The sequence below is a fragment of the Sulfitobacter profundi genome (genome assembly GCF_042661425.1).
GTDB lineage: Bacteria > Pseudomonadota > Alphaproteobacteria > Rhodobacterales > Rhodobacteraceae > Sulfitobacter > Sulfitobacter profundi.
The window spans coordinates 1,671,488-1,688,754 of record NZ_JBHSWA010000001.1 but is presented as its reverse complement, the minus strand read 5'-3'; the positions used below and the strand labels follow the sequence as shown (position 1 = coordinate 1,688,754).

Annotated in this window: 10 protein-coding genes and 4 pseudogenes; 6 read left to right on the top strand and 8 right to left on the bottom strand. The window is 62.0% G+C overall.

Translation table 11 applies throughout. The annotated features are described in order from the left end of the window. Positions 1-12 precede the first annotated feature (12 nt). The 3 genes and pseudogenes from ACFQAU_RS08790 to dxs all read left to right on the top strand — a co-directional run bounded on the left by ACFQAU_RS08790 (position 13) and on the right by dxs (position 3,114). Positions 13-255 carry an exodeoxyribonuclease VII small subunit gene (locus tag ACFQAU_RS08790; RefSeq protein ID WP_067264990.1) on the top strand — a complete coding sequence of 81 codons (243 nt, stop codon included), beginning with the start codon at positions 13-15 and terminating at the stop codon, positions 253-255. A 4-nt stretch (positions 256-259) separates the two neighbouring features. Then, a pseudogene (locus ACFQAU_RS08785) lies at positions 260-1,146 on the top strand (polyprenyl synthetase family protein). Between the two features lie 64 nt (positions 1,147-1,210). Continuing rightward, positions 1,211-3,114, top strand: a pseudogene (gene dxs, locus ACFQAU_RS08780) (1-deoxy-D-xylulose-5-phosphate synthase). On the opposite strand, the gene ACFQAU_RS08775 reads toward dxs, so the two are convergent. The 7 genes and pseudogenes from ACFQAU_RS08775 to ACFQAU_RS08745 all read right to left on the bottom strand — a co-directional run bounded on the left by ACFQAU_RS08775 (position 3,111) and on the right by ACFQAU_RS08745 (position 11,003). Further along, a complete protein-coding gene (locus ACFQAU_RS08775; protein WP_120349917.1) occupies positions 3,111-3,707 on the bottom strand; it encodes an exopolysaccharide biosynthesis protein in 597 nt (198 codons plus the stop codon). The pseudogene dxs and the gene ACFQAU_RS08775 sit on opposite strands and share 4 nt — an antisense overlap. 26 nt (positions 3,708-3,733) lie before the next feature. Beyond that, entirely contained in the window at positions 3,734-4,588 is an 855-nt protein-coding gene (locus ACFQAU_RS08770; protein WP_132444182.1) for an SDR family oxidoreductase, read from the bottom strand. A gap of 51 nt (positions 4,589-4,639) precedes the next feature. After that, the gene (locus tag ACFQAU_RS08765) at positions 4,640-5,338 is read right to left on the bottom strand and encodes a YjbF family lipoprotein (RefSeq protein WP_165935540.1); all 699 of its coding nucleotides are present in this window, start codon (positions 5,336-5,338) and stop codon (positions 4,640-4,642) included. Then, positions 5,335-7,644, bottom strand: coding sequence for a YjbH domain-containing protein (locus ACFQAU_RS08760; RefSeq protein WP_240791557.1), 2,310 nt, complete (start codon positions 7,642-7,644; stop codon positions 5,335-5,337). Before ACFQAU_RS08760 ends, ACFQAU_RS08765 begins: the two co-directional genes overlap by 4 nt. Positions 7,645-7,656: 12 nt before the next feature. Then, positions 7,657-9,539: pseudogene (locus tag ACFQAU_RS08755) on the bottom strand (polysaccharide biosynthesis protein). Positions 9,540-9,781: 242 nt separating this feature from the next. Further along, on the bottom strand, positions 9,782-10,393 hold the full coding sequence (locus ACFQAU_RS08750; RefSeq protein ID WP_067942490.1) for a sugar transferase: 612 nt from the start codon (positions 10,391-10,393) through the stop codon (positions 9,782-9,784). 10 nt (positions 10,394-10,403) lie between these two features. After that, positions 10,404-11,003, bottom strand: coding sequence for an NAD-dependent epimerase/dehydratase family protein (locus ACFQAU_RS08745; RefSeq protein WP_386281732.1), 600 nt, complete (start codon positions 11,001-11,003; stop codon positions 10,404-10,406). Positions 11,004-11,438: 435 nt separating this feature from the next. Here ACFQAU_RS08745 and ACFQAU_RS08740 point away from each other — a divergent pair, with 435 nt between their 5' ends. Then, positions 11,439-12,557: a polysaccharide biosynthesis/export family protein gene (locus ACFQAU_RS08740; protein WP_120349913.1), complete on the top strand. Its 1,119-nt coding sequence runs from the start codon at positions 11,439-11,441 to the stop codon at positions 12,555-12,557. A 6-nt stretch (positions 12,558-12,563) separates the two neighbouring features. Here the strand turns inward: ACFQAU_RS08740 and ACFQAU_RS08735 are convergent. Continuing rightward, positions 12,564-13,807: pseudogene (locus ACFQAU_RS08735) on the bottom strand (glycosyltransferase family 4 protein). A 123-nt stretch (positions 13,808-13,930) separates the two neighbouring features. Here ACFQAU_RS08735 and ade point away from each other — a divergent pair. Both ade and ACFQAU_RS08725 read left to right on the top strand, forming a co-directional pair. After that, positions 13,931-15,733, top strand: a complete 1,803-nt coding sequence (ade, locus tag ACFQAU_RS08730; protein ID WP_132444043.1) for an adenine deaminase — start codon at positions 13,931-13,933, stop codon at positions 15,731-15,733. After that, complete coding sequence (locus tag ACFQAU_RS08725) at positions 15,730-17,193, top strand: AMP nucleosidase (protein WP_067624625.1); 1,464 nt, start codon at positions 15,730-15,732, stop codon at positions 17,191-17,193. The genes ade and ACFQAU_RS08725 overlap by 4 nt, the downstream gene beginning before the upstream one ends. The last annotated feature ends 74 nt before the right edge of the window (positions 17,194-17,267 follow it).

Sequence of the window (17,267 nt, the reverse complement as noted above, 5' to 3'; positions counted from 1 at the left end):
ACGAGGCGCGCAATGTCTGACACACCCGTAGAAGAGATGAACTTTGAGACCGCCATGGCCGAGCTTGAAAAAGTGCTGGGCCAACTTGAAAATGGCAATGTCGCGCTGGACGAAAGCATTGCGCTTTACGAACGCGGGGCCAAGCTTAAGGCGCGCTGCGAGACCAAGCTGAAAGAGGCCGAAGAAAAGGTCGCCGCGATCACTCTTGATGGCGATGGCAACCCCAATGGGCTGAAACCCGTCGAAGGGCTTTGACCGCCTGCATGACCTTCCAGCCCACCCCCTTCCCTTGGCAGAGGCGCTTGCCCATGCCCGTGATCTGGCGCAAGCGCAGATCGAAGCGGCCTTGGCCGAGCGCCAGGGCCCGGTGGCCGAGGCGATGCGCTATGCCTGCGGCGGCGGCAAGGGCTGCGCGGCTTTCTGGTGATCGAATCTGCGCGGCTGCATGGCATCGCCCCCGGTATGGCTGCCCCAGCCGCTGCGGCCATTGAGGCGCTGCATGCCTATTCGCTGGTGCATGACGATCTGCCCTGTATGGACGACGACGATCTGCGCCGGGGCCAGCCCACGGTGCACCGCAAGTGGGATGAGGCGACCGCCGTTCTGGCCGGTGACGCGCTGCAAACGCTGGCCTTTGAATTGCTCGGGCAAGCGCCCTGCCCTGCAGAGGCGCGTCTGACCCTGATGACCAGCCTTGCCCAAGCGGCAGGTGTGGGCGGCATGGTCGGCGGCCAAGCGCTGGACATCGCCGCCGAAACCGCCTCCGCGCCGCTCTCGCTGGCCGAGATCACGGCGCTTCAGGCCGGTAAGACCGGCGCATTGATCGAATGGTCTGCCATGGCCGGGCCACGGATGGCCCGGGCCGATGCCACCGCCCTTGGCGCTTATGCCAAACACCTCGGCCTCGCCTTTCAGATCGCCGATGACATCCTTGACGTCGAAGGCGACGCTGAAACGGTCGGAAAGGCCGTCGGCAAGGACGACGCGGCGGGCAAAGCCACGTTTGTGTCCCACCTCGGTCTGGCCGGGGCCAAAACCCGTGCCGCCGAATTGGTGGACATGGCCTGTGACGCTCTATCTGAATATGGACCAGAGGCGCAGAGCTTGCGAGCCGCTGCCGCCTTCGTTATTGCCCGCGACAGCTAGCCGGGCGGCACATGCGCCAATGCGGCACCAGAGAGGCCCCGATGAGTGACAAACCCGCCACCCCCTGCTTGATCAGGTCACCCGCCCTGCGGACCTGAAACGCCTGTCCGATGCCGAACTGACCCAAGTCGCGCGCGAGTTGCGGGCCGAGACGATCTCGGCCGTGTCGGAAACCGGCGGACACTTGGGCGCAGGGCTTGGCGTGGTGGAGCTGACCGTGGCGCTGCATGCGGTCTTTGACACCCCGCGCGACAAAATCATCTGGGACGTCAGCCACCAATGCTACCCGCATAAAATCCTCACCGAACGCCGCGACCGTATTCGCAGCCTGCGGATGAAGGACGGGCTGTCGGGCTTCACGAAACGCAGCGAATCCCCCTATGACCCCTTCGGCGCGGCGCATAGCTCGACCTCGATCTCGGCCGCGCTCGGCTTTGCCGTCGGCCGCGATCTGGGTGGCGTGATCCCCGAAGGATTGGGCGACGCGATTGCCGTGATCGGCGACGGCGCGATGAGCGCGGGCATGGCCTATGAGGCGCTTAACAACGCGGGCGACCTGAAAAAACGGTTGATCGTCATCCTCAACGACAACGAGATGTCCATCGCCCCGCCCGTCGGCGCAATGTCGAGCTACCTCAGCCGCCTCTATGCCGAAGCGCCGTTTCAGGACTTCAAAGCCGCCGCCAAAGGCGCGGTGAGCCTGCTGCCCGAACCGTTCCGCGAAGGCGCCAAACGCGCCAAGGATATGCTCAAGGGCATGGCCGTCGGCGGCACCCTGTTCGAGAACCTCGGCTTTTCCTACCTCGGCCCGATCAACGGGCACGACATGGACCAGTTGCTGCCCGTGCTGCGCACCGTTCATCAACGCGCGACGGGGCCGATCCTGATCCATATCCAGACGCAAAAGGGCAAGGGCTATGGCCCTGCCGAAGCCGCGCGTGATCGGGGCCATGCCACGGCAAAGTTCAACGTGGTGACCGGCGAGCAAAAGAAAGCCCCTCCAACGCGCCGAGCTATACCCGCGTTTTCGCCGACAGCCTGCTGGCCGAGGCCGCCGAGGACGACAAGATCTGCGCCGTGACCGCCGCCATGCCCGATGGCACCGGGCTTGATCTTTTTGCCGAACGCTACCCCAGCCGCTGTTTCGACGTAGGTATCGCCGAACAGCATGGCGTGACCTTTTGCGCGGGGCTTGCGGCGGCGGGGATGAAGCCCTTCTGCGCCATGTATTCAACATTCTTGCAGCGCGGCTACGATCAGGTCGTGCATGACGTCGCGATCCAGCGCCTGCCGGTGCGTTTCGCCATCGACCGCGCCGGGCTGGTGGGGGCTGATGGGCCGACCCACGCGGGCGCATTCGACGTGGCCTTCCTTGCCAACCTGCCGGGTTTCGTGGTGATGGCCGCCGCAGACGAGGCCGAGTTGCGCCATATGGTCGCCACCGCCGCCGCCCATGACGAAGGCCCCATCGCCTTCCGCTATCCGCGCGGTGAAGGGCGCGGGGTCGAGATGCCAGAGCGCGGCACGCCACTGGAAATCGGCAAGGGCCGGATGATCCGGGAAGGCAGCAAGGTTGCGCTCTTGTCCTTTGGCACGCGGCTCGAAGAAGTTGAGAAAGCCGCAGAGCAGCTTGCGGCCAAGGGCATCACCCCCACCATCGCCGATGCGCGTTTTGCCAAGCCGCTGGACCGCGACATGATCCTGAAACTGGCCGCAGACCACGAAGCGCTCATCACCATCGAAGAGGGTGCCGTGGGCGGCTTTGGCAGCCATGTGGCGCAACTGCTGGCGGATGAGGCTGTTTTTGATAAGGGGCTAAAATTCCGCTCCATGGTGCTGCCCGATACTTTCATTGATCAGGCCAGCCCGGCGGATATGTATGCGGTGGCCGGTATGAACGCGGAACAGATCATCGCCAAAGTGCTTGAGGTGCTCGGTATCGGCGATCTGGACGCGCAGCGCGCCTAGCTGCTGGCGGCGGTCAACACCAGCAGGGCGCCCGCGCTCAGCGTGATCGCCACGCAGAGATAGCCCAAAAGCACGAACAGCCCGTCGCGAGTGAAAAGGCCGAAAACCAGTAACGCCACGGTGCCAGCGCCGAGCGACGACATCATCGGCAAGACCTCCATAAAGGGCCAGCCGAGCGGGATGATCGTGACCACGACAAGCGTGATGAAACGCATCGGACCGGTGGTGAGGAACTGAAGACGCGGCTTGCAGCGCCCGTCGACAAAGGCGCAGGGACGACGCAAAAAGCGCACGCAGCCGCTTAACCGATGGCCCGCCACTTCGCGCCGCAGCAAAAACTGCGGCATCCAAAGCCTGCGCCGCCCGGTAACGGCCTGCACCGCCAAAAGGATGATCGTCACCGCCGCTAGGGTCGAGACGCCGGGGATTCCCGACAGGGGCGAGACCAGCAGCAAGGCGACAATCAGGATCAGCGGTGTGATGGAACGGTCGCCGATCTCATGCAGCACATCGTTGATCGACACCGTCTCCTTCTCTGCCGCGCGCTCCATACTGTCGAGCAGATAGGCCAACGTGTGTTCGTCTTGACGCATTCGGTGCCTCGGGCGGTGCCACGGGTTCAGTCATCCGCCCCCAGCAGCGCGGCCAGACCCGAGCGATAATCAGGGTAGATCGGTTGCCAGCCCAACGCCGCCTTGGCGTGATCGTTCCGGACCTTCTTGCTCTCCGCATAAAAGCTGCGGGCCATGGGGGTCATCTCGGCCTCGTCGAAGTTCACCGCCGGGGGTAACGGCAGGCCCAAAAGCGCGGCGGCATGGCCGATCACATCTTGGGGCGGAGCGGGGTCGTCGTCGCACAGGTTGTAGATCGCCCCCGGCTGCGGTTTTGCCAACGACAATTCCAGCGCTTGAGCGATATCCTCCACATGGATCCGCGAAAAGACTTGGCCCTGCTTGATGATGCGCCGCGCCGTGCCCTTGCGCACCTTGGCAAATGGCCCGCGTCCGGGGCCGTAGATGCCCGCCAGCCGAAAGATATGTAGCGGCAGATCGGGGATCGCGCCCCATGCCGCCTCGGCCTGCACCCGCGCCGCGCCGCGTCGGGTAGAGGGGGCAAGCGGCGTGGTCTCATCCACCCAATCGCCGCCGTGGTCGCCGTAGACACCAGTGGTCGACAGATAGCCCACCCACCGCAGATGCGGGGCGGCGGCGGTGATCTGATCCTGCAACTCCAGCAGGACCGGATCGCCCTCCGGCCCCGGCCCGGCAGAGACCAGCAAGTTCGGCACCTCTTGCAAAAGCGCGCTCAGATCGTCGCCGGGCCAGAGCATCGGCTCCACCCCCGTCGCGGCAATCTCTTTAAGCTTTTCGGGGCTGCGCGTGGTGCCGATGATGCGCCAGCCCTGCGGGATCAACCGGGCGGCCAATGCGCGTGCGCTATAGCCATGCCCAAGGGAAAGAAGCGTTTTATCCATCTCGCCAAATTGGCCCGCGCGGGCTGCGATCACAAGCGCCAAGCAGGGATTTTAATCTTTCAGAAGGTCGATCGCCATATAGCCGAATTGCGGCCCGGCCCATTGCCGCGAACGGCGGAGTTTGCCGGTGCCGACCTCGGCCCAATAGTCATTGCTGAAGGTCGTTGCGCCATAAACGCAGTCCTCACGAAAATGACGCACGGACAGGCGACGGTCCACGATCTGGATCGTTTCCGGCCCCAGATGGGTCACATCGCAGGCAAAGGGCACCGTCTGTGCCGTGCCATCCAGCCGCGCCAGCGTGATCAGCCTTTCGCCGCCGCCGCCCTGCCCGTCCAGCGCCGCAATCACCGTTTGCGCTTGGGCCGAGCGCATATCGCCACCAAGCCCCTTGGTGCCGACCAGCACGCCTTCGCGCAGGACGATCTGAGCCTGATCCGTGGATTGCCAGACCTCAACCATCCCCGGCGTGCCATCAGACCGCCGAGCGACACGTTTCAGAAAGTCCTGCAGCCCGGTGTTTTCCGGCACCACCTGCATGACCGCGCCGGGCGTCTGATCCAGCAGCGTGCGGGTCACTGTCACCCGCCCCTTGGCTGGCGCATCGGGCCCGGTGCGGTCTTTGAGAATGCTAAACAACGTGCTGCCCGCGCTGAGCAGCGGGCTGCGTTCCTCTTCGCGCCCTCCGCCCGCACAGGCGCTCAAGGTAAGGCTGGCGATCAACAAAAGACCGGTTGCAAAATGCTTCATTCCCAGACCCTCGACCATTGATCTTCCAGTGAATTGCGATGGCCACTGCGCACCTGTTCATAAAGCCGGCCCGGCACCTGAAGCCGCGCCCCGCCATCCCGCTGGATCGGTCGGATCGTGGTAGACAAGCTGCGTTTGTCCGGCTCGCCCAAGAACCAACCGATGGGGATCGTCAGGTTGATGCCCTTGTCAAAAGACCCCTCGCCAAACTCTTCGGCCGAGACATCCGTGATGGTGAAAAAGCCGCCGACCTTCCAGCCGTTGGTAAATTCGCGCGTCAGGGTCACGGTCGCACCGACATCACCGGCTAGATAGCGGCCCACGTCCAATTGACCATGATAGCCGCCGCCAAAGGCGTAATAGGCTGAGACATGGCCCGTCGCCACGCTGTAATCGAGAAAGCCCAGAGCACCGTCATAATCGCGCTGCTTCACGTAATTCGCCTCAACCCCAAGAGCGAGATTGCTGTTGACAGGCTTCCACAGCAATTCGGCCGAGACGCCCCCGAACATCCGTTCAAGATAGCCTGCTGTGACCCGCGCATAGAGGTCATTGCCGGGCTTCCATTGCTTGCTCACATAGGCATTGTCGATGATCGTCTCGCCTTCGCGGGCATAGCGCGGCCCCTCGGTGCGGACGGTCGGAAGCCTTGAATTGCTCGGCGTCGTCTTATCGCCCACTGAGCCAAAAAGACGGTGCTTAAGACCGCCTGCGACGGTCCAGCCCGGCGCGGGGCGATAGCTGGCCGTGACCTCCACGCCGCCATCCAGTCGGACCGGCTCTTCCGGGTCGAAATAGCTGGGCGACAGATAGGGGCCGATGGACCAGGCGAAATCCGGGTAGAGGTCGTCATTTTCCATCGCGCCGGGCAGCCGGGGAGTGGCCTCACCGATGCCCGCCACCGCCAGCAGCGCGTCGGCGGCCTGCGGGTCAAACTCCAAAGCCTCAAGGTCAGAGCGGCGCAGGGTCACGGCGGATTGCGCCAAACCCTCTTCGACCAAGACGATGCGGAAGGTCTCAACCGAGGCGGGCAGCACCCAAGCCAGCGCGCGCGCACCACGCCCCACAGCAACCGCCGGGGCCTGATACCGGTCATTGCGCAACCGCAACTCGGCCTTGGCGGAATCAAGCGTCAGCGCCACGAGGGAAAGACCGCTGGCATCTAGCACCTCTTTCACCTGATCGCGCAGGCTGCGCTGCTGGTTGGTGCTGGCGGCCCATTGCGTATCCCAAGCCGCCGGAGAGGTCGCGCGGCTGGGGCGTACCTTGAGCGGCGCGACCGGCGTAATCTTGACCGGCGTCAGCGGCTTGCGGGGGTTCAACTGGTATTGCAGGTTCACCCCGATCTCGGACCCATAGAGATAATAGGCCCCCAACCGCAGCCCGTCGGAATATTGGTATTCGGTGCCGAAGTTGAACTGCGATTTACGGGTAAAGATCTCGCGCGAGCCGTCTTCGGTCTCATAGGCGTCGGAACTGTATTCCGCCTTGAGGGTCCAACGGTCATTCACCGCCCACTCTACCCCGGCGAAGGGCGCAGCCGACCCGCGAAACCATTGATCAAACGAAGGTTTGCCCCCCGTGCTGCCTCCGACAAAGGAGCCACGGTTGCCACCAAAGGGCGCACCGATGCTGCCGTAGCTGCCCAGACGCCCCCAGCCCAGACCACCGGTCACCTTGACGCGCCCGGGCAGCAGCGTGTTGTCGAAAGTCTTGGTCGCGACGACATATTCGCCCGCGTAGATCCCAGTGCCTGCGAAATCCTGCAAACCTACGGTGATCGCAGGCCAGAAAGCGCCTTCCTTTTTCAGCATATAGCGCAGGTCAAAGCTTCGGTCGCGATAGGTATCGAAATTGCCGGGAACGACATCGGTCCAATCCCGAATTCCAACGTAGCGAAAGCTGGCCGACAGGCGCGGTGTGGCCTGAAAGGTCAAGGTGGTGCGCGTCATGCCTGCAAAGTTTGAGACCCCGATGGCAAGCTGCCCATCCGGCAGTGCATGGGCGGTTGGCATATCGACCAGCCCCGGCGAGCCGTAAAAGTTGAGCGAAGGACGCTCGAGGGTTTCAAAGATGTCGTAAGTCGGATCAGCCAGCGCAACACCGGGCAGCGCCACCCCCGCCAAGAGCATCGACACCAGCGGCCCACGGTTCAGCCTACGCATTCCTAATTTCGTCCGCTGATCCACAAAGCGCCCCTTACCTGCGATATTGTTGGCTAGATTTGGCACGGACAGCCCCTGCAAATCAATCTCTGTCCCGCCACCGTTTTGCCGCGCGCCGCGACCGCGGCAATATCGCGACATGTGACGGTCCGGTCAGGAGGATTTTCTCAGCGCCTCGGGCGGGGCGAAGCCTTCGACCCAGCGGTAGACAACCTGACGGGCCAGATCTTCGTCATTGGCAACAAGTGCTTCGCGCAAGTCCCGCAGGACCGAGGCGATTTCCAGTTCGTTCAATCCGTTTTCCCGCGCGGAATAGATCTTGGGATGCGCCGTGTTGATGAGCAAACCGCTCAGCGTTAACTCCTCTGTCATCTTCTCGCCGGGGCGCAGGCCGGTGATCTCGATCTCGATATCGCCATCGGGGTTGTCTTCGTCCCGGACGGTATAACCAGCCGTTTCAATCACTTGCCGCGCAAGTTTCAAGATGGGCACGGGCTTGCCCATGTCCAGAACAAAGACCTCGCCTCCTTGGGCCAGCGATCCAGCCTGCAAAACCAGACGCACGGCCTCTTCCACCGTCATAAAGTAGCGCGCCACGCCCCGATCCGTCACCGTCAACGGGCCGCCGCGGCTAACCTGTTCTTGAAACAGCGGCACGACAGACCCGGACGACCCCAACACATTGCCAAAACGGACCATCGAAAAGATGACACCGCCCTCGCCGCCATATTTGCGCGCCATATCCTGAATGACGAGTTCGGCAAGCCGCTTGGACCCACCCATGATATTTGTCGGGCGCACGGCCTTGTCGGTTGATACCAGAATGAAACGCTCCACGCCTGCGCGGGCGGCCTGCTCGGCCAGCGCCTGTGTGCCCAAAACATTGTTCACCAGCCCCGAAAGCGGGTTCGCCTCGACCAGCGGGACATGCTTATAGGCGGCGGCATGAAGGATCACATTGACCCCGTGCTGCGACAGCACTTTGCGCAGCTGCCGGGTATCCGTGACCGTACCCAGAACCGAGACGATTTCGATGTCGCTGCCCTCGGCCAACTGCCGGATCTCCATGTCGGCGTTGTAGAGGGCCAGTTCGCTCAGTTCGAAAAGCACCAGTTTGGTGGGCCGACAAAGCAGAACCTGACGGCAAAGCTCCGACCCGATGGAGCCGCCCGCACCTGAGACGAAAACTACCTTACCGGCATAGCTCTCTCCGCCTTCGTTGATCAAAGGGGTGATTTCATCGCGGTTCAGGAACCGACGCGGAGAAACGGGGGAAAGCTTGTCGACCAAAGCCTCTTCCCCGATCAATTGCGCGAAGGACGGAAGGGTTTGCACCTCCAGACCCAGCTTCTCCAGCCGTCGGGCGATCTGCGCCTGCTTTGGGGTGCTTAGCGAGGGCACGGCCAGCAACACGCGGTCGATCTGTTTCTCGACGACAAGTTCAGCAATGCCGCGCGAGGAATAGACCGGCAGTTTTGAGACGTTGAGCCCTTGCAGCGCAATGTTATCATCGACAAAGGCAATAGGCTCAATCGTTTCATGGCCGCGCAGCGCCGAGACCAGCTGTGTCCCCGTGGTGCCCGCGCCATAAATCAGGACACGGCAGCGCGCGTCGCCGGTACGGTAGATTTGCAGCACGATATGCAACAAGATTACCCGCGACAGCACCACCAGAGAGAAAAAGATCGCCCCGAACATGATATGCACGCCCAGCGGGAAATCCAGCCCCAGAAGGGACGCGCCCAGCAGGGATACGCCCGCCAGGGTGGTCCCCAAAATAGCGGTGCTACCGACCGCTGCGGTCTCATAGGCGTTCAATTGTGTGCTACAGACCCCCAAGCGGATCGATACGAGCACACCAACAATCAGGGTAAGAGGTAATACCGGGGCATAGTTGGCGAGTGTTTCGAGAAGATGCTCAGGCAGCCCGCGCACAGCCAAGGCGGCAATCGTGGAGACAACGATTAAAAGGAGTCGAGCGCCAACATGATCACGCGCTTTTGCCGTTTGGTCAGCGACTTGATGATGCTCAGCATGCGCCGTCTCCTGTCTACGTGTATATTAGCGACCGCGATGCGCCCGAAACGTATTAGTAGCTCTCTTTCGTCCATGGAGCTCTTTCTGAGCACCAGCAAGCGTAAAAACAGTAAATAGCGCTCAATGTGTCATCAATCGAATCTGGATTCGCTTAAATTTTCAGCAAACAATGCCACGATTTTGTAAAAAACACCAATTTTTAACTATTTGCCCCCGGTCACGCCGCGGGCCACCGCCACCTTCATCTGCGTCTAAAAAGGTTGCTGATAGTTTGAAACACCAAATCGAAGTCGTAACATGTGCTTTGATGGCGCTGATAAATCAGATCTAGTTGGGCTTTGCGCGGGACGCAGATACGACAATAGACACGGTCGGTCTCTTCCGGGGTCTCGCAGCGCGACAGCAGCCGTTCTTCATGTTTGTGAAACCGGATCGTGGCCAACCCGGTCACGCCGGGCCGGGATTTCAGAACCTCGGCATAGACCTCGGGAAAACGCTCCACATATTCGCGCAGCGGCGGACGCGGGCCGACAAAGCTTAGATCGCCGCGCAGGATATTCCAAAGCTGGGGAAACTCATCCAAGCGCCGCGCCCTGAGCCATGCGCCGGTGGGGGTGATCCGCGCGGCTTTGTTGCCGCCCGATACGCCCTGATCCTTCTCTGCCACGGTCATCGTACGCAGTTTCCAAAGGTTGAAACTCTGCTCAGGCGTTTTCATCCGCTCGGCCACATGAAAAAGCGGCCGCCCCTCTTTCAGCAGCAACCAGACCAGCAACCCCAGCAGGATCGGCCCCAAGATGATGACAAGCAGGCTGGCGAAGAACAGATCGAAGATGCGCTTGCGCCACGTCATTGAAGGGTCTTCATCGTTTGTTCATATCCTGCTGCCATTCACGTACCATACCGGCGGGCGTTTGAGTTTCTGGCGTGAAATCGACGTGGCATTCAAGCGCATTCGTATCCAGCCGCACCTCAGGAATGGCGGTGGCCGGGGCCGGTTTGGGCTGCCACGCCAGCCCCGCCGCATCGAGCAGCGCCCCCATTTGCACCGCGCCGGGGGCCGCGATATTCAAAACAGGCGGCAGGTCGTCCACATGGCAGAGCGTGCAGAGCACCCGCGCCAAGGTCACCGGCCCGATATAGCTGCGGCTTGGCGTGGCGCCATCGGGGAAGCGATCAATCTGCATTTTCGGTTGCCAGCCGCCAAGGATCGCATCCGCGCCGGCCACATTGCCGATCCGCAGCGCGGTGATGGCGGTCTTGCCTTGTGCTTCTCGCACCGCCTGCTCCATCGCCAGCTTCTGCCTGCCGTACTCCGAAAGCGGAGCGCAGGGCATATCCTCTCGCAGCGGACCGTCTTGCGCGCCATAGACCGCTGCCGAAGAGGCGACAAAAAACCGGGGGACCGCCGCCGCCTCTGCCAATTTCAGCGCGGCGAGGGCGAGGGTGACGTTGTCCTCCAACGGTGCGCCGCAGGCCCGCCCGGGCCGGGGTCACCCCGGCCAAAGCGATCACCGCCCGCGCCCCACGCGCGGTGGATATCGCCGCATCACTTGGCCCCTCTCCCGCTGCTGGCAGATCGAAATTGTAAAATCCGGGTCGAGGCTGCCGCGACTGGCTGCGCAGAGCCTGCGGTTCAGGCCAATGACGGCGCAGCATGCTGCCCAAACGCCCCGTCGCGCCCAACAAGAGAACCCCGTCAAAATCCGCCGGGCCGCTTGAAACCGCGCTGTCTTTTGTAGTCATTGACGCCATAGGTTCAGCCTCTATCCTGAGGGGCTAGAATTTCGGATGGGGGCCGGGTTTACAACATCCTTTGCAAGCCGCCAATTAACACTGCATACAGGCACAAGTACCCCGGTTTACCGGTGAAACACCAGAAAGCGACTGCGCATCTCATGAAGCACCTGAGCAAACTGTTCCTCTTGGCCCTGATGACCTTCTCGCTGGCGGCATGCAGCAACCTTCCGCGTGGTGCAGCCATCCAAAAAGAGGTCACAGAGGAAGCGGCCGCGCCGGATGCCGATATCGCCGTTTATCCCGTCACCCGTGCCTTTCTGCCCAGTGTTGCTCAGTGGCCCCGCACCGGCGAAAGACGCCATGGCTGGATCGGTGCCAGCCGAGGGTCGAGCGCCCAAGTCATCCGCCCCGGTGATCGGCTGGACATTCTGGTTTGGGACAGCAGCGATAACTCGCTGCTGACTTCACCAAGCCAACAGGTTGCCACCCTGTCCGGCATTCGCGTTTCGGAGAGCGGGACGATTTTCATGCCCTATATCGGCAAGGTTCAGGTCTCGGGCCGGACCCCGGATTCAGCGCGGCAATTGCTTCAGCGTCGGCTTGAGACGATCGTGCCCTCGGCACAGGTGCAACTGGCCATGACCGAAGGGCGCAGCAACTCCGTCGATCTGGTGAGCGGCGTGAGCAGCCCCGGCAACATCCTGATGCCCGACAATAACTTTACCGTGCTGGCGGCGATCTCGGCTGGTGGCGGGGTGCAAAGCGGCATCGAAAACCCGCAGGTCAAACTGCTGCGCGGCCCAAACATCTATACCACGTCGATCGACCGGCTTTACGAAAACCCCAGCCTTGATACCCGGCTGATCGGGGGCGACAAACTGATCATCGAGGATGACCGCCGTTACTTCCTGTCGCTGGGTGCCGCCGGAAGGGAGGCACAGTTTCCCTTCAACCGCGATGAGGTCTCTGCTCTGGATGCGCTGGCGATCATCGGTGGGGTAAACGAATCCCGCGCCGACCCCGAGGGCATTTTGATCCTGCGCGAATACCCCGCCAGCGCGGTCAGCGCCGGGGTGCGCGGCCCGCGCCGCACGCGGGTGGTGTTCACACTGGATTTGACCACATCTGACGGGCTGTTCTCGGCGCGGAATTTCCACATTCAATCCGGCGATCTGGTGCTTGCAACCGAAAGCCCACTGTCGGACACGCGCACCATTCTGGGCCTCGTCGGATCGGTCTTTGGGCTGGTGAACACCGCTGGAAACCTTGGCAACTGATCCTCGCTAGCTTATCCGTTTGCTGTCGGGCACCAATGCGTTGATCCGCGCGAGGTGTTCGGGCAGGCAGCGGGTAAGGAAATCGTAATGCTCAACCACATGCGCCCGCGCCGCCGGGCCGAGATGGGCGTGATCCTGCGGATTGGCAAGCACCTCCACCACCTGCGCCGCCAGCGCATCGGGGTCAAAGAAATCCACCAGCAGCCCGGTCTTGCCATGGCTCACCGCCTCGCGCACCGGGGCCACATCAGAGGCCACGATCGTGGCTTGCATCGACATGGCTTCGAGCAGTGACCAAGACAGCACAAAGGGCATCGTCAGATAGATGTGACAGCGGCTGATCTGCACAAGCTTCTTGAAATCGGGGTATGGCACTTTGCCGACGAAATGCACCCGCTCCCAATCGACCTTGCCCTGCAGTTCTGCCGCCATCTCTCCGCGCAACCCGCCGGGATGGTCGCTTTGCTTGCCGTAGGACACCTCATTGCCGCCGACGATCACCACCCGCGCAGAGGGCCGCTCGGCCAAGATACGCGGCAGAGCGCGCATCATCGTGTGAAAGCCCCGCGTCTTTTCCAGATTGCGCGCGACATAGGTAATGATCTCATCCTTGCGCGTCACGGGCTCTGCCAAACGCCCCAACCGCAGGCTGACATCCGGGTCGGGCAATAGTTGATCGGTGCGGATGCCATCGTGGCAGACATAAAGCTTGCGGTGAAAGCTTTCGGGGAAACGGTCGCGTTGCCAATGGGTCGGACAGTGGCCCAGATCGACGGTTTCGATATTGGCCAGCGGCACGATATTGCGCGCATGGTTAAGATAAGGCGCATGGGTCGAAATTTTCTCGGCTGGATCAAAGCCGACCATCCCACCGGTCATGTTATAATAATACTCGAAATAGCCGATGATCGGAACATCGGGCCAAAGCTCTTTGAAAAAGCTTAACTCCCCCAACCGACGTGGCCGATGATGATGTCGGGGCGAAAGCCCTCTTGCGTTTCGATCTGCCGGGCCGCGCTGACGGCCCCGAAACCATTGCCCGAGGCTTCTTCCCAAACGCGCGAGAGCCCATAGGCTTTGTCGTCGGGCCGATGATGGGGGCGGTAGACCCGGGTTTCGACGCCGGGCAGATTTGGGGCGTTCTGACGCTGGGTCAGAAAATAAATCCGATGCCCGCCCGCCTGCGCCAGCCATTGCACCAACTCCCGGTATTGGCCGGGCATGTTCTGGTGCACAAAGAGAAAATTCATCAGATGGTTCCGTAAATGCCTTGGGCCCCAGTTAGCCGCAAGCGGCGCGTTCTGGCAACATCCCGCGCCCTTTCATATCGCGGGCCCGCTTGAACCTCCCCCGGCCCTATGGCACCTTTGGACATGACAGATAAAACGTTCCCCACTTGGCCCGATGTGGCCGCACAATTGGTCGAGGTCGCCGCCGGGCGGCGCGCGGCCGATACGATCATCACCGGCGGCATTTGGGTGAATGTGCACACCCGCGAATGCCTGCCCGATCACGACATCGCCATCGCCGCCGGGCGCATCGCCTTTGTCGGGCCGGATGCAGGCCATTGCCGGGGCGACAGCACCCAGATCATCGAAGCGAATGGCCGCTATATGATCCCCGGTCTTTGCGATGGGCATATGCATATCGAAAGCACCATGCTCACCCCTGCGGAATTCGCCCGCGCGGTGATCCCGCATGGCACAACATCGGCCTTCACCGACCCGCATGAGATTGCGAATGTACTAGGGCTCACCGGCGTACGGATGATGCATGACGAAGCGCTGATGCAGCCCATTAACATCTTTACCCAAATGCCCTCCTGCGCACCTTCGGCACCGGGGCTGGAAACGACCGGATTCGAGATCACCGCCGAGGATGTGACCGAGGCGATGGCCTGGCCCGGCATCGTCGGCTTGGGCGAAATGATGAATTTCCCCGGCGTCAGCAACGCCGACCCGCAAATGCTGGCCGAGATCGCGGCGACGCAGCGGGCGGGCAAGACCGTGGGCGGACATTACGCTTCCCCCGACCTCGGCCCCGTCTTTGCCGCCTATGTGGCGGGCGGTCCGGCGGATGACCACGAAGGCACCTGCGAAGCCGACGCCGTGGCGCGGATGCGGCAGGGCATGCGCTCAATGATCCGGCTCGGCTCGGCGTGGTATGACGTGAAGACGCAGATCACCGCGATCACCGAAAAAGGGCTCGATCCGCGCAACATGATCCTGTGCACCGATGACAGCCACTCGGGCACCATCACCAACGAAGGGCATATGAACCGGGTGGTGCGTCATGCCATCGACTGCGGCTGCGATCCGTTAATTGCCTTGCAAATGGCGACGATCAACACCGCGACGCATTTCGGGTTGGAGCGGGAGATCGGCTCACTGACGCCGGGCCGCCGAGCTGATGTGATCCTGACATCGGATCTTGCGAGCTTCCCGGTAGAGACGGTGATCGCACGCGGCGACGTGGTGGCGGAAGATGGCAAATGCCTTGTCGATTGCCCGCATTTCGACTGGCCTAACAATGCTCGCCAGACCGTAAACATGGCCCGAGACCTGAGCGCCGATGACTTCGACATCGCCGCACCCGAAGGCGCGAACGCAGTCACCGCCAATGTCATCGGCGTGGTCGAAAACCAAGCGCCCACACGCGCGCTGAAGTTTGAACTGCCCGTGACCGAAGGCCGCGTGCAGGGCACTGGCGAGGTTTGCCAGATCGCACTGGTCGAACGCCACCGCGCCACCGGAACGGTAACCAACGCTTTCGTCTCGGGCTTTGGCTATGAGGGGCGCATGGCCATGGCCTCGACCGTGGCGCATGACAGCCACCACATGATCGTCGTGGGCACCGATACCGAGCAGATGGCGCTGGCCGCCAACCGACTGCGCGAAGTCGGCGGGGGCATCACGATCTTCCGCGAAGGCGAGGAACTGGCGCTTGTCGCCCTGCCCATCGCCGGGTTGATGTCTGACCGCCCCGCCGCTGAAGTCGCCGCCGATGCCGAAGCCCTTGTGCAGGCGATGATCGACTGTGGCTGCAAGCTGAACAACGCCTATATGCAGCATTCTCTTTTGGCCCTTGTGGTGATCCCTGAGTTGCGGATCTCGGACCTCGGGCTGGTCGATGTGCAGAAATTTGAAATCATCCCATTGTTAGAGCCGCAAACATGACAACGATCCTGACCCCGGACACCCCGAACCCGGAAAGCTTCCGCGATGCGACAGCTGCCGTGGACCGCCTGACCGAACTTTATCAGCAGGCCACGACCTTCCTGCATGATGCCTTTGCCAAGGCGATGGAGACTTCGGCCCCCGATGCCCGCGTGCGTGCCTTTTATCCCGAACTGCGGTTTCGCACCTCGTCTTATGCCCATGTCGATACGCGCCTGTCCTTCGGCCATGTCTCTTCTCCCGGCACCTTCGCCGCGACGATCACCCGGCCTGATCTCTTTCGGAACTATCTGATCCAGCAGATCGGCCTGCTGATTGAAAATCACGACCAGCCAGTGATCGTTGGCCCGTCGACCACACCGATTCCGGTACATTTCGCCATGTCGGGTGATAATGCGCTGAACGTGCCCCAAGAAGGGGCCGCCGATTTCACCCTGCGCGATGTCTTTGACGTGCCGGACCTGTCGACCACCAATGATGATATCGTCAACGGGACCTACGTGCCTGAGGACGACGTGCGCCCGCTCGCGCCCTTTACCGCGCAGCGCGTCGATTACTCCCTCGCCCGGCTGGCGCATTACACCGCCACGGACCCTGAGCATTTCCAGACCCATGTGCTGTTTACGAACTACCAGTTCTATGTGACCGAGTTTGAGCAATACGCCCGCGAGATGCTGCGCGACCCCGAGAGCGGCTACACCGCCTTTGTCTCGACCGGCAATGCCGAGATCACCGATCCCGATGCGCCTTTGGCAGAGACGCTGAAGACCCCGCAAATGCCGACCTATCACCTGAAACGCGCCGACGGTTCGGGCATCACACTGGTCAATATCGGCGTGGGGCCGTCCAACGCTAAAACGGCGACGGACCACATCGCCGTGCTGCGCCCCCATGCTTGGCTGATGGTCGGCCACTGTGCCGGGCTGCGCAATACGCAGGCTCTGGGCGACTTCGTATTGGCGCATGGCTACCTGCGCGAGGATCACGTTCTGGATGACGACCTGCCGGTCTGGGTGCCGATCCCGGCGTTGGCCGAGATCCAGATCGCGCTGGAGCAATCGGTGGCGCAGGTCACGCAGCTGGAGGGCTATGAGCTGAAACGCATCATGCGGACTGGCACCGTCGCCACCATCGACAACCGCAACTGGGAACTGCGCGACCAATCCGGCCCGGTGCAGCGGCTGAGCCAATCCCGCGCCGTGGCGCTGGATATGGAAAGTGCCACCATCGCCGCCAACGGCTATCGCTTTCGGGTGCCCTATGGCACGCTGCTGTGTGTGTCGGACAAACCGCTGCATGGTGAATTGAAACTGCCCGGCATGGCCTCGGACTTCTACAAGACCCAAGTCGCGCGCCATCTGATGATCGGCATTCGCGCCATGGAGCTGCTGCGCCGCATGCCGCTGGAGCGGATCCACAGCCGGAAACTTCGATCCTTCGACGAAACGGCGTTCCTATAGGGGCTAAAACAGCGGAAAATCGCATGTTTTCACGTTTAGAGCGCCACAATTCGTTGTGTTATCCCACAACATAC